Origin of the sequence: Facklamia sp. P12937, from assembly GCF_050409505.1 — a bacterium.
Lineage (GTDB): Bacteria > Bacillota > Bacilli > Lactobacillales > Aerococcaceae > Facklamia.
In genome coordinates, this window is sequence record NZ_JBNUPI010000026.1 from 1 (window position 1) to 12,091 (window position 12,091).

The 12,091-nt window shown below is 34.3% G+C and carries 14 protein-coding genes; 4 read left to right on the forward strand and 10 right to left on the reverse strand.

Annotated features, from left to right (window positions below; all coding sequences use genetic code 11):
• Positions 1 to 404: 404 nt before the first annotated feature.
• The 3 genes from ACQV2R_RS07965 to ACQV2R_RS07975 are packed head-to-tail and all read right to left on the reverse strand — an operon-like array spanning position 405 to position 2,765.
• Positions 405 to 1,748 carry a glucose-6-phosphate isomerase gene (locus ACQV2R_RS07965; RefSeq protein WP_428874507.1) on the reverse strand — a complete coding sequence of 448 codons (1,344 nt, stop codon included), beginning with the start codon at positions 1,746 to 1,748 and terminating at the stop codon, positions 405 to 407.
• 11 nt (positions 1,749 to 1,759) lie between these two features.
• Positions 1,760 to 2,155, reverse strand: coding sequence for a CvfD/Ygs/GSP13 family RNA-binding post-transcriptional regulator (locus ACQV2R_RS07970; protein ID WP_428874509.1), 396 nt, complete (start codon positions 2,153 to 2,155; stop codon positions 1,760 to 1,762).
• Positions 2,156 to 2,177: 22 nt separating this feature from the next.
• A complete protein-coding gene (locus ACQV2R_RS07975; RefSeq protein WP_428874510.1) occupies positions 2,178 to 2,765 on the reverse strand; it encodes a peptidylprolyl isomerase in 588 nt (195 codons plus the stop codon).
• Positions 2,766 to 2,889: 124 nt separating this feature from the next.
• Here ACQV2R_RS07975 and ACQV2R_RS07980 point away from each other — a divergent pair, with 124 nt between their 5' ends.
• Genes ACQV2R_RS07980 through ACQV2R_RS07990 form a run of 3 tightly spaced genes read left to right on the forward strand, consistent with a single transcriptional unit; the run spans position 2,890 to position 4,952 of the window.
• Complete coding sequence (locus ACQV2R_RS07980) at positions 2,890 to 3,405, forward strand: divergent PAP2 family protein (protein WP_428874511.1); 516 nt, start codon at positions 2,890 to 2,892, stop codon at positions 3,403 to 3,405.
• 13 nt (positions 3,406 to 3,418) lie between these two features.
• A complete protein-coding gene (locus ACQV2R_RS07985; RefSeq protein ID WP_428874512.1) occupies positions 3,419 to 4,420 on the forward strand; it encodes an NAD(P)/FAD-dependent oxidoreductase in 1,002 nt (333 codons plus the stop codon).
• Positions 4,413 to 4,952, forward strand: a complete 540-nt coding sequence (locus ACQV2R_RS07990; RefSeq protein WP_428874513.1) for a phosphatidylglycerophosphatase A family protein — start codon at positions 4,413 to 4,415, stop codon at positions 4,950 to 4,952. Before ACQV2R_RS07985 ends, ACQV2R_RS07990 begins: the two co-directional genes overlap by 8 nt.
• A gap of 39 nt (positions 4,953 to 4,991) precedes the next feature.
• Here the strand turns inward: ACQV2R_RS07990 and ACQV2R_RS07995 are convergent, their stop codons facing one another.
• The 3 genes from ACQV2R_RS07995 to ACQV2R_RS08005 form a co-directional block, all read right to left on the reverse strand.
• Positions 4,992 to 5,621: a TIGR01906 family membrane protein gene (locus tag ACQV2R_RS07995; protein ID WP_428874514.1), complete on the reverse strand. Its 630-nt coding sequence runs from the start codon at positions 5,619 to 5,621 to the stop codon at positions 4,992 to 4,994.
• Between the two features lie 28 nt (positions 5,622 to 5,649).
• The gene (locus tag ACQV2R_RS08000) at positions 5,650 to 6,363 is read right to left on the reverse strand and encodes a YutD family protein (RefSeq protein ID WP_428874515.1); all 714 of its coding nucleotides are present in this window, start codon (positions 6,361 to 6,363) and stop codon (positions 5,650 to 5,652) included.
• Between the two features lie 518 nt (positions 6,364 to 6,881).
• Positions 6,882 to 7,505, reverse strand: coding sequence for a hypothetical protein (locus ACQV2R_RS08005; RefSeq protein WP_428874517.1), 624 nt, complete (start codon positions 7,503 to 7,505; stop codon positions 6,882 to 6,884).
• A gap of 157 nt (positions 7,506 to 7,662) precedes the next feature.
• Between ACQV2R_RS08005 and ACQV2R_RS08010 the strand changes: the two genes are divergently transcribed.
• Positions 7,663 to 8,505 (forward strand): DegV family protein, encoded by an 843-nt coding sequence (locus tag ACQV2R_RS08010; RefSeq protein ID WP_428874518.1) that lies wholly within the window; start codon positions 7,663 to 7,665, stop codon positions 8,503 to 8,505.
• 53 nt (positions 8,506 to 8,558) lie between these two features.
• On the opposite strand, the gene ACQV2R_RS08015 is transcribed toward ACQV2R_RS08010, so the two are convergent.
• The 4 genes from ACQV2R_RS08015 to ACQV2R_RS08030 form a co-directional block, all read right to left on the reverse strand.
• Complete coding sequence (locus tag ACQV2R_RS08015; RefSeq protein ID WP_428874519.1) at positions 8,559 to 9,674, reverse strand: alpha/beta fold hydrolase; 1,116 nt, start codon at positions 9,672 to 9,674, stop codon at positions 8,559 to 8,561.
• Between the two features lie 14 nt (positions 9,675 to 9,688).
• Positions 9,689 to 10,459 (reverse strand): hypothetical protein, encoded by a 771-nt coding sequence (locus ACQV2R_RS08020; protein ID WP_428892068.1) that lies wholly within the window; start codon positions 10,457 to 10,459, stop codon positions 9,689 to 9,691.
• A gap of 9 nt (positions 10,460 to 10,468) precedes the next feature.
• Positions 10,469 to 11,359, reverse strand: coding sequence for a polysaccharide deacetylase family protein (locus ACQV2R_RS08025; RefSeq protein ID WP_428874521.1), 891 nt, complete (start codon positions 11,357 to 11,359; stop codon positions 10,469 to 10,471).
• 143 nt (positions 11,360 to 11,502) lie between these two features.
• Positions 11,503 to 11,931, reverse strand: a complete 429-nt coding sequence (locus ACQV2R_RS08030) for a MarR family winged helix-turn-helix transcriptional regulator (RefSeq protein WP_428874522.1) — start codon at positions 11,929 to 11,931, stop codon at positions 11,503 to 11,505.
• Positions 11,932 to 12,091 lie beyond the last annotated feature (160 nt).

A 12,091-nucleotide genomic window follows, 5' to 3' on the forward strand; every position in this document is an offset into this window, starting at 1 on the left:
TTCAATGAGCTTCGCTGCCATAAGTGACAACTTCTATATACTAGCATGGTTTAGATTTTTTGTCAAACCTTTTTGAAAAGTTTTTTAAACTTTTTTCTTTCGTTTCGGTCGTTCGTGACGACAAGAAATAATATAACATGAGTTGTTTGTTAATGTCAAATACTTTTCTAAGTTTTTTATTTTTAGCAACTCAAGATGCATTGCTCTTCGTTCGTGACGACAAGAATTAATATAGCATGGGTTGTTAGCTTAAGTCAATAGCTTTTTTAACTTTTTATAAATTTTTTGTGAATTCTTTTTTGTTCTTCAATTCTATCAATAACCTCTGATGAATAAAAATCATTTGAGACGATCTATAGTCCGACCATCTCAAATGTTTTAACTTTTATTATCGATTGATAATTCTATATTCTTTGACTAAGTTCCTTTGTTAATTCTTCATAACCATCTTTACCAAGTAAGGCAAACATATTACGTTTATAGGCTTCGACTCCCGGCTGATCAAATGGGTTGACACCATTAAGGTATCCAGAAATAGCGACTGCCATTTCAAAGAAATAAATCATTTGACCGAGGCTTTCTTCATTCATTGCTGGAATGTTAATAATAAGATTAGGTACCTCTCCATCCGTATGGGCAATCATAGTTCCTTGATAAGCCATTTGGTTAACAGTTGACATTTTTTCTCCCTCTAAATATGAAAGACCGTCAACGTCTTCTTCTAATTGAGGGATTGTTAAATCTTTCCTAACCTTTTGGAAGTTTAATACCGTCTCAAATATATTTCGTTGGCCATCTTGAATAATTTGACCAATTGAATGTAGGTCTGTTGAAAAGTTAGCTGAACACGGGAAAATTCCTTTATGATCTTTTCCTTCAGACTCGCCAAATAACTGTTTCCACCATTCACCGAAAGCTTGTAAAGCTGGTTCATAGTTGATTAACAATTCATTGACCTTTCCTTTGCGATAGAAAATATTTCTTATAACAGCATACTGCATGGCTTGATTTTTTGCTAAATCCTCATTTAGATAAAGCTCTCTAGCAATTTTTGCCCCTTCAATCAGCCTTTCTATGCTTGCACCACTTACAGCAATAGGAAGCAAGCCCACTGGTGTTAAAACCGAGAAGCGCCCACCGATACCATCTGGGATTACAAAAGACTCATAATTATTTTGTTGGGCTTCTTTTTTTAATGCTCCTTTAGCTTGATCGGTTGTCGCATAAATTCTTTGATAAGCTTCTTTTTTTCCATATTTTTTGATTAGTTTTTCTTTTAAAACCCGAAAAGCAATTGCTGGTTCCGTAGTTGTTCCTGATTTAGAGATGATATTAATAGAGAAATCACGCTCTCCAATTACTTCTATTAAATCATTCAAGTAAGTGGATGATATGTTGTTACCAGCAAAAAGTATTTGAGGCAAACTTTTGCTTGGAGCCATCATATTATAAAAAGTATGGTTTAAAAAATCTATGGCTGCTTTAGCTCCTAAATAGGATCCGCCTATGCCGATTACTACTAATACTTCCGAGTTCTTTTGAATTTTTTGAGCTACTCCTTTAATTCGCTCTATTTCGGATTGGGGGAAATCAAGTGGCCAATCAATCCAATCCGTAAATTCAGAACCTGCCCCTGTTTTTTCTTTAAGTTCACGTAAAGAGGATTCTGCGAACCCACTTAAGTGCTCCATTTCTTTTTCTTGAAAAAAGTTCAAAGCCTTCGAATAATCAAAGCTAATTGTTTCCATTTATAAACCTCCTAAACTTCTATCTTGGTATTAAACTCATTTTCTTCAATAGAATGCATTGCTTGATCAATCCATTGTGGCATCTTATCTGCTATGGTCTTAAATCCTATGTCTGGTAAATTCCGTCTTTTTTTTCTTCGATTTCTAACAGGAAACAATGGGGTGTTAATTTTATCTAGTGCTCGCATGGATAAAGAAATTTTCTTACTGTATTCATCAATATCAATTACAACTACTTTAACTTTTTCTCCAATATTAATGAATTCATCTAAAGCCCCTACATATCCATGTTTACATTCGGAAATATGCACTAGACCCTGTTCTTCATCAGAAAGCTTTATAAAAATACCATAGTTCTGGATACCGGTTACTTCTCCTTCAATAATATCTCCTATTTTAAACTTCATATCGATTACCGTGCTTTCTCACTTATTTAGAAACGGTAACGGATTCAATCATCACATCTTCAACCGGTTTGTCTTGAGGCCCTGTTGTAACATTTTGGATAGCTAAAACATTCTCCATACCTCCAACGACTTGACCAAAGACAGTATGGCGTTGATCCAACCAAGGGGTTCCTCCTTTTTCTTCATAAGCCTTCACAACTTCATCAGGGAACCCTAAGTCTTTTAACTGTTGGAGCATATCAGCCGGTACATTTGGTGCAGTTACAATAAAAAATTGACTGCCATTTGTATTTGGTCCTGCATTAGCCATTGAAAGAGCTCCATAAAAGTTAAAAAGATGCATTGAAAATTCATCTTCAAAACTTTCTCCCCATTTGCTTTCACCACCCATGCCTGTTCCTGTTGGGTCTCCTCCTTGGATCATAAAATCTTTAATAACTCTATGAAAAATCACGCCATCATAGTAGCCTTCTTCAGCTAAAGTAATGAAGTTTTCGACTGTCCTGGGTGCTTGTTCTTTAAATAATGCTAATTCAATGTCACCCTTATTAGTATGTAAAACAACTTGACTTTGTATTTCCTCTGTCTTTAATTGTGGAAAATTATTCATTTTATCGCTCCTTATATCTATTTTCTCTATCATTTTACTCGAAAAAAAACTAAATTTATAGTTAAAGGGTCTTATTTTTGTTAAGATAGTTAGTGTTAAAAATAAAAAGAAGGATAAGGATGCTATGAATTACCCATTAATTGCTGCTTTTACCGCCATTTTTTTCGCGCAAATGATTAAATATCCAATTGCCTATTATTCAAAGCGAAGTCCTAAATTAGATATAATCACTTCTACTGGTGGCATGCCCTCATCGCATTCGGCTGCCGTCGCAAGTTTAATTGCCAGTCTTATATTTGAATACGGTTTTGCTTCAGCACACGTAGCCATAGCAACTGTATTCGGTGTTATTATCATGTTCGATTCTATGGGGGTCAGACGTCAAAGTGGTGAACAAGGCCTTGTAATTGATGCTATCGTTAAACGTCTCTCTCAATCAAATTATGAGGATATAAATGTTCAATCAATTAAAGAAAAACTAGAAGACTCTGAATTTGAAACTGAAATTATTGATAATTATCAAGACCTTATAGTTACTAAATACCTTGGACATAAACCAACAGAAGTATTTGCAGGTATTATTACAGGCGGATTTGTGGCAGTAGTCATGCGCTTAGTATTCCTTGCGTTTTTTTATTAGAAAGGCAGAAATTATGGAAAATATTTATGATATAACAATTATCGGTGCAGGCCCTGTAGGCCTTTATACCGCTTTCTTCGCTCATATGCGAAACGCAAAAGTAAAAATTATTGAGTCACTTGAGGAGGTGGGGGGGCAACCAAATCATCTTTATGGTGAAAAGTTGATTTTCGATATTCCTGCCTATCCTTCGATTAAGGGGAATATTTTGAGTCAAAAACTATTTGAACAGGTCAATCATTTTAAACCAGATATTTCTTTGGGAGAAGAAGTCTTAAATCTCTCTCCCAGAGAAGATGGCATCTATACAATTCAAACTAGTAAAGAAATTTATTACTCAAAGACCGTTATCATTGCAGCAGGTAATGGAGCTTTTCAACCCCGAAAGCTTGGAATGGATAATGCGAATCATTTCGAAAATCATTCCTTACATTATATTGTTAAAAAACCTGAACATTTTAAGCATCAGAGGATAGCAGTATGTGGAGGAGGAGACTCTGCAGTTGATTGGGCACTCACCCTAGAACCAATTGCTAAAGAAGTCTATTTAATACACCGACGTGAAAACTTTCGAGCTTTAGAAAGCTCAGTATCCAAATTACATGCCTCGTCTGTTAAAATTCTAACCCCCTATAAAATTTTAACCTTAGAGGGTAAAAATCACCAGCTCGAATCACTCAAGCTTCAGCAGGTGAAATCAAAAAAAATAGTAGCACTTTGCCTCGATCAATTAATTGTCAATTATGGCTTTTCTAATTCTTTAGGCCATATAAAAGATTGGGGACTCAAGCTTTCTCGCAACCAAATCAAAGTTTCATCATTAATGGAAACTAATTTGCCTGGTGTTTTCGCTGTTGGGGATATTGCTGACTATCCTGGTAAGGTAAAGATCATTGCAGCTGGATTTGGGGAAGCCTTATTAGCTGTTAATCAAGCCTTACACTTCATCGATCCTAATTATCGACCGTCGCCCTTACATTCATCAACTATTTTTGAAGGAGAATTCAATGACTAAAGATTATATTCACTTAAAACACCTAGAATCCAGATCCTATGAATTGCTAGCTGAAAGAGGTGTTAGCATCGAAGAAATCGCTAAAATCGTCTACGATTTACAAAATACTTATGTTGAGACTTTAACTATGCAAGACTGCATTGATAATTTACATGCTGTGATGCAAAAACGAGAAGTTCAAAATGCTATTATAACTGGAATTGAATTAGATATTGCTGCTGAAAAAGGACTTTTGTCTCCACTTCTATGTGACTTATTAATGCGTGATGAGAGCCTCTATGGAATAGATGAAATTCTGACTCTATCAATCGTCAATGTTTATGGATCAATCGGTCTTACTAATTTCGGTTATTTAGATAAGCTTAAACCGGGCATTATTGGTAAACTAAATGATGAAAAAGATCAGCGGTGCAATACATTTATTGATGACATCGTGGGTGCCTTAGCCGCTGCCGCTGCAAGCCGAATTGCGCACGCACAACCACAAACTGATGAAATTTCCGTTCCTCCAAAAAAACCAAGTCATTTATAAGCTAAAAAAAGATAAGCTCAGCAGCTGAGCTTATCTTTTTTATATTTTCTTTTTAATAAACAAATAAATAATTCCTAACAATAATTCATATAGCATAACGACAACAATTAGTAATAGAAAGAAGTAACTATCTGGAAGCACATTAATGACAGGATCTGTTAAAGGATCAAACAGCCATAAATCATTTTTAAAGAAAATTTGGTGAAAAAGAATAAAGATTTTATCAAAAGCGATAAGTGCTAGAAATAATAAACCAATTGGCAACATGTAACTTAGCATCATATATATCTTAAGATAGGGATTACGTCTCCTCTGCTTGCGAATATTTATCAAAACAATCGCTAAAACAAAAATTAAAAACAAAGCTGCCATCATGGTTAGCTGGATTAAAACTTTAACTTCAGCAAAATGCTGAATCCCTCCGTCAGAAGAGGCAAAATCAGGCAATAGCATTTGACTTTCCATCGGATGGGTTAAGAAATCAACAATTGTTTGATAATTTTGATTTAATTGCTCACTCGTTAATCCAACTGTTTCATGCAATTTAAAATATTGATTAAAGATTCTATAAATAACTGGCGATAGAAAAACGGTCAATGAGATTGCCCCAGTTAAGGATGCTAGGCAAAATAAGCAAACTCTGGCAAAATTTTTAATGTGGTCAGTCAAACTATGGATCCTCGCTTTCTAATAAAGGCTAGTTGGGGCGTTTTTTTATAACGAAATCCTTCTTATGATTAATTCTGTTTGTCGGCTTATTCATCTTATTAGACCCGACAGTCAAATTGTTTTTACTTTCAGATTTACTTAGTGAGTGGCTTTTTTCATTTCTTCTCTTAATTTTAGGGGTAACAGTCTTAGAACGATGGCCGAGATTTTGAATTTTTCGATTCGTTCTTTTTTGATAGCTACGTCCCCGTGTGTTTTTATTTGAAGTTCTTGGATAAAGTGTCTTACTTTGAATGTTATTTATCTTGCCCGCCCTCAATCGATCTAATAAATGAGGATATTCAGCGATAGAGCTTTTTTTTCCAATAACAAAATACTTGGCGCCAAAATTACAATATTCATTGATATAATCCTCTAACGTTTCAATACGTTGATCGAAAGCCACTTTGGGTGTTCCGATTTGATAAAACCCTCTTAAGCGAAGCTGATTAAAAGCCCAATCACCAACAATATAATCATACTTAGCGAAGAGGTCTTGATAGCGATTATAGAAGGCTTCAAAGTCAAAAGCTTCTTGATGATTAATAATCAAATCGTATTCTTCGTCTTCAATCATTAAGGAACTGTCATTTAAAAATTTAATGTTTTTAATAACATCTTCATTTAATTCATCGCCCGTTAGGTCATCCAATAGTCGATCTATTTGTTTGTTAATTTTTAACTCTTTTGTTGAATCTGTCATAATTTACTCCTGTTCTAAAGGGAATTCTCCCTGAAAATAATCACTGATAATATGTCTTAAAATTAAGAAAGATAATCGTTAGTTTATCGTATTTCATTATAAACGGTAAAAAGGAAGATAGACACAGTCATCTAGACTGGCTAGACAATACATTTGTTCATTGTCTAGCATTTCATAATCTATTAGCCATCGATTAATCCATCGTTCATAGAAACACCTTTAAAGAACATTGTAGCAAAAAATATACCTCCAAATCCATTGCCAAAGAGTCCCCTACTTGCTAATGTAAACTTTTGATGATTCATTTATTCGGAAAGAAATCTTAATAGCTACCGCTTTGCTCAATACGCTTTCTTTGGTATTGATATAAACTACTCTGATATATCGCTTTTTCAGCTATCAATGCTATTTTATTAATAGATAAAACATGCAATTTAATTAACTATCCTTCTGCAGTTACATTTTTAACTCGTTATAAAAAGACCTCCTCTTAATAACAAAAGGAGGTTTTAAATGGACTATTTAAAAATACCTAAAAGTATATAAGCGACAATTAAGAATATTACACCAAATATAAGGTAAGTCATCCATTCTTTTTTTAGACGCGGAATTGGTTTTGCAATCACATAACCGGCAGCTAAGACTATCATAACAACCATGATAAGCACTGAAAAGACAGTTGCTGGTATAAGATAACTAAGTAAATAAAGTATCGGTAAGACAATAGCTACTGAAATTAAGGGAAGACCCAAATAGAAATTCTCTTCATCTATTTGATAAGCTTGAAATTCCAAGGGACGGTTAAAATGTGCTAAACGAATGGCTACAGCAGTTAAGTAGACTGCAATAGTAATCATACCTAATATTCCACCTTGAGTAGCTGTTAATAATAATCCAATTGGAATCAAACCAAAGGATAGAAAATCAGCTATAACCTCTAACTCTGTGGAAAAAGCTAGTTGTGCATCTGTTTGGTCAAATTGCTCAGAAATATCAATTGAATACTCATTAAGAATGGCTCCTATCATCATAGATATTAAACCATACTCAATTGCCCCTATATAGGCAAAGCCTAATCCTACAATCGAAAAAACTATTTGAACTAAGACGATTAAATTGGACCGATGTAGATCTCCTAACATAATCTTTCCTCCTCACATGAAATGTATGTCAACTCCTATTTTACCGATAATATGCTGTTTTTAGCAAGTGTTAAAATTAAACTTTCAATAAATTGAAACTGATTCTGAAATTAGTTATACTACTGATAATTAATTGACCATAATTGGGGGAAATATTATGCAGTGGAAAATAGTAACTGACTCTGGCGCGAGTATTCGTTCTGTCAAAGATATCAACGAGGAAATAGAGTTTGAAGTTGTTTCTTTAATACTGAATATCGATGAGCATACATATAAAGATAACAATCAAATGGATACCCAAACTCTAGTTAATAAAATGGAAAGTGGCCAACAGACTGGAACTGCTTGTCCAAGCCCTGAAAGTTATGCACAAACATTTGAGTCCAATCAAAATGTTTTATGTTTCACTTTATCTTCAGGTGTTTCAGGCTCTTACAATGCTGCTTGTTTAGGAAGAGAGTTAGCCTTAGAGAAAAGTCCTGATGCTAATATTAAAATCATCGACAGTCGATCGGCTGGAGCTGAAATCGACCTACTTATTACTCTTGCTGCAAGTATCATTAAAGAAGAGACTGATTTTGATTCGGTAGTGGCAAGAATTGAAAAAGAACATTTAAATACAAATGTCAATTTTTTGTTAGAATCTGTTGATAATCTAGTAAAAAATGGCCGAATATCTAAAATTGTTGGAAACATGATTGGATTACTAAATATACGTTTAATCGGAAAAAGAAGTTCTGAGGGTACGATTGAACTTGCTCAAAAAGCTAGAGGCCATCAAAAAGCAATGAAAAAACTTTGGGCAGAAATAAAAAGCAAGGGATTTAATGGAGGGAAAATATTTATTAACCATGTCCTAAACCCGGAAGCGAGCCAAGAACTTCAGTCAATGATTCTTGCAGAATTTCCACATGCAGAAATTAATATTTTACCTTCTTCTGGCTTATGCACTTTCTATGCTCAAAGAAATGGTCTAATTGTTGGCTACCAAACCAAATAATTCAAACAAAGAAGGCTGCCTTAAACATCCCTTAAGGCAACCTTCTTTGTTTACTATATATTTTTATTAATAAAGTGAAGGATTTGACTCACTATCTTTCTCACTTGATCATCATGTCCTAAAAGAATCTCGTGCTCACTTGAAGGTACAAGGAAGTTTAATGAATTTGGAAGACAATTATAAAAATGGAAGATACCCTCTTTTTTTACAATCTTATCACTAGCTGCTCGGAAGATGAGACTTGGAAAAGTCATTTTCTTGATTTCTTTTTCTTGATGGATAGTTTGCAAAGCATCTAAAGATGCCTTCAACCAGTTAATAGAGCCTGACTTGGTAGGATAAAGATGAAGTTTTTTATTGAGTTCAAAAAAGAAGCGCCCTCTTACTTCAGAATTGGACAGCTGATTGGGTGTTCTGAAAACTAAATGGTCATCTATTCCTCCATTTGAATCTTCAGGTAAATAATTCTTACCCCGGCCGACTTTTTGCATCAAGCTAGCGCTCATATGCGCCAATTCCATTGGCATTCCCTTAGTATCAATCGCAAGCATTGGGGAGGATAAAATAAGACCATCTACTAAATCTGGCCATAATTGAGCAAAGCGAGAACTGACAGCCCCACCCATTGAGTGTCCAAATATAAAGAGAGGCTGTTCTTCTCCACCCAGTTCTTTAACCCTTTTTACTAGGCATTTTAAATCATTGATATAAACGTTAAAATCTATAATATCAATTTGGGTTTGGTTAGGTGATAATTTAGATTCCCCATGTCCTCGTGCATCATAAGTCAGTACTTGAATTCCTGATTGTAATAAATAATATACTAATTCTCGATATTTTTCTTTAAATTCATTAAAACCATGGACAATAAGGCAAGTTGCTTTGGCTGTTTCTAAAGCATAGAAGTCATAAGCTAAGTGATAAGCCCCTTGGTTAATTGATCCCTCTTGTCTTAAATTATCGATAAATGGGCTGAGTTTTTCATCCCAATTCTTCTCATATTCTTCTTCTTGCAACCAATCCATGGAATTTTCAATTTCAGCTAATTCAAGCAATCTTTCAGCATGACTAATCTTAGGAAGTGGATGCTTAAAATTTTGATGTAATTGAGAAGCTAGAGAAATACTTGCTAATGCAAGAGACCATCTAAGGTAATTGTTACTTTTCATATTATCCTCCCTATTTAAAGTTTCTGTGTGTCAAAGTTTAATACCACAACAATCCGCACATAGGACGAATCATCTAGACGAAAATCACTGGCTGAAGCTTTAGCAGATATAAATACCGACCGCATGTCAGAAAAATCTTCATTTTGTTCGAAAAAAGCTTTGGCTAAATATTGAGCGAATACTGCTTCATCTTTAGACCAAGTATCTAAATGAATATCATCAGACGAAATAAAAACCTCATATAAGTTTTCGCCAATCCGATATTGATTATTTTCAATCTCGTAAAAACGCTCGCGGAAATTTAGTCCCTCTGTAGTTTTAGAATCTAAATATACATAATTGTCTAACTCATCGAGTCTAAGTAGATTCCCATTTGACAAATGTGGTGCTAGATAGACTGTTTGTTGTGGGAAATAAACTCTGTTAATTGCTTCTATAAATGACCTGTTTAGCTGACTTATATCTAACTGATTATTAAAAGAGTCTGCCATTTGCTGGCCTTTGATAAATCGAGGATGTGCTAATACTGCTTGTGGATACTGGATGGGTTGTTTATTCCCTGGGTACGACTGAATCTGATTAATTATATCGGGAGAGTCTTCATCTGGAACTTTTTCAATTCCAATCAGTTCCTTAGATATTTTACTGAGTCTTTGATAAGTGGATAAACCTTCTTGAGACAAAGCTTGATCGATCATTTCTTCATGAAAGTGATAGATGGTGCTTAGTCCAAGTATTATAAATAAGAGTTTAAAATAAAAAGATAGCGGAAAATATTTTTTCACTCGATTCGCCTAGCTTTCTTTTTCAAAATTTGGTTTACGAATTAATAAAGGATCAACTATATGGTAACCTTGCTCACGATAACCGTCTACCATCCTCGAGATAGCACCATTAGTCCATGGACGATCATGCATAAGAATGTTTGCTCCTGCCCTTAAATAATCATTATTTAAAGACACTTCTAATAAAGCTTCACTTTCTAAATACTCATCCATCCAATCATATCCAAAATTCCAAGTCATTAATTGCATTTCTAGTTCTTGGCATATCTGATAGGTATCCATGTTAAACAAACCAAAAGGCGGGCGGAACCATCTTGGTTTTTCTCCTGTAATTTCTTCAACCAAATCACTTGTTTGTTTAATTTCTTGATACTGCTGGTCGTAGGTCATTTCTTTTAAGTTAGGATGATGCTGAGTATGATTACCGATTTCGAATCCCATATCATAAATTTGCTTGGTAATCTTTCTCCCCTTTTCCTCTGTTAAGAACATACCATTCACTAAGAAAATAGCATTTACATCCTTAGCTTTTAATTGTTGGGCAATTTCAAGTGCATAGGAATTCGGTCTTTGAGGCGCATCATCAAAGGTAAATAAAAGAACTTTATGATCACTACTATCGTATAAAGGAAATATTTCCGAAGAAATATCAGGGTTTTCTTGCATATAGTAGGCATAGCCATCCTCATCGACTTCCGCATAGTTAGAATAATCTGTCCAAGCTTGACGAGTACCATCCTTTTTTAAAGAACTTTCTTTAGTGGAATCTTCATCGTAAGTACTCTCTAGTATTTCTAATTCATCAAGCTGTACTTGTTTTGATTCTGTTTCTTCGTTTAAAGGCGCCTTTTGACAAGCGGATAAACAAAATAATAAAAGAATTAAAGCCGAGAATTTCATCAATAATTTGTCCTTTCTAAATCCGATTTGCCTTTTTAGTTTATCATAGAAAGAATTAAAGTTAAAAGCAAGACTATCCTAATACAAGCTACATTTAACAAAAAAGTCCCTAACTCACTAAAAGAGTTAGGGGATCAAGCAGGCTATTCATAGCGAGTTAACTTTTGTAATAAGCGTTTCATTTCGAGCACTTCATCTGTAGTGAATTCTTCAAAAACTTCTAACAAATGTTTACGGTGCTCAGGATAAATCTCATCCATCAACTTAGTACCTTCTGCTGTAATTTCAGCAAAAGTTACACGACGGTCATTTAAATCTGGCTTTCGTTCCACATAACCCTTATTACACAACTTATCAATCACGTAAGTGGTTGAAGAGGAAGCAATTAAAATTCGATTCCCAATTTGTTGAATTGGTTGAGGGCCACGATTATATAATAATTCTAATACAGCAAACTCCGTCACATTCATATCTGAATGATTCGCATCTTTTTTCACCAATTTCTCAAAGTAGGCATGTGCTCTCATCATACCAATATATGTTTTTAAAACTTCTGTATCTCGATCTAACATCTACTCTCACCTTCTTATCTTAAAATTTTTAATCTCGAAAGCGAAATAATTATATCTTATCTATTAAAATTAGTCAATCCATTCCAATAAAAATCTAAAAAATTTTGTTAAACGTAAATGATAATGTCTCAAGAGAACACAAATCAAAATGTCCCACTAT

What these genes read in the sequence shown, in the direction of transcription:
- ACQV2R_RS07965 (WP_428874507.1), bottom strand. Translation starts at nt 1,748, where the DNA reads ATGGAAACAATTAGCTTTGATTATTCGAAGGCTTTGAACTTTTTTCAA.
- ACQV2R_RS08030 (WP_428874522.1), bottom strand. Translation starts at nt 11,931, where the DNA reads ATGTTAGATCGAGATACAGAAGTTTTAAAAACATATATTGGTATGATG.
- ACQV2R_RS08010 (WP_428874518.1), top strand. Translation starts at nt 7,663, where the DNA reads ATGCAGTGGAAAATAGTAACTGACTCTGGCGCGAGTATTCGTTCTGTC.
- ACQV2R_RS07970 (WP_428874509.1), bottom strand. Translation starts at nt 2,155, where the DNA reads ATGAAGTTTAAAATAGGAGATATTATTGAAGGAGAAGTAACCGGTATC.
- ACQV2R_RS08005 (WP_428874517.1), bottom strand. Translation starts at nt 7,505, where the DNA reads ATGTTAGGAGATCTACATCGGTCCAATTTAATCGTCTTAGTTCAAATA.
- ACQV2R_RS08025 (WP_428874521.1), bottom strand. Translation starts at nt 11,359, where the DNA reads ATGAAATTCTCGGCTTTAATTCTTTTATTATTTTGTTTATCCGCTTGT.
- ACQV2R_RS08000 (WP_428874515.1), bottom strand. Translation starts at nt 6,363, where the DNA reads ATGACAGATTCAACAAAAGAGTTAAAAATTAACAAACAAATAGATCGA.
- ACQV2R_RS07975 (WP_428874510.1), bottom strand. Translation starts at nt 2,765, where the DNA reads ATGAATAATTTTCCACAATTAAAGACAGAGGAAATACAAAGTCAAGTT.
- ACQV2R_RS07985 (WP_428874512.1), top strand. Translation starts at nt 3,419, where the DNA reads ATGGAAAATATTTATGATATAACAATTATCGGTGCAGGCCCTGTAGGC.
- ACQV2R_RS08015 (WP_428874519.1), bottom strand. Translation starts at nt 9,674, where the DNA reads ATGAAAAGTAACAATTACCTTAGATGGTCTCTTGCATTAGCAAGTATT.
- ACQV2R_RS07980 (WP_428874511.1), top strand. Translation starts at nt 2,890, where the DNA reads ATGAATTACCCATTAATTGCTGCTTTTACCGCCATTTTTTTCGCGCAA.
- ACQV2R_RS07990 (WP_428874513.1), top strand. Translation starts at nt 4,413, where the DNA reads ATGACTAAAGATTATATTCACTTAAAACACCTAGAATCCAGATCCTAT.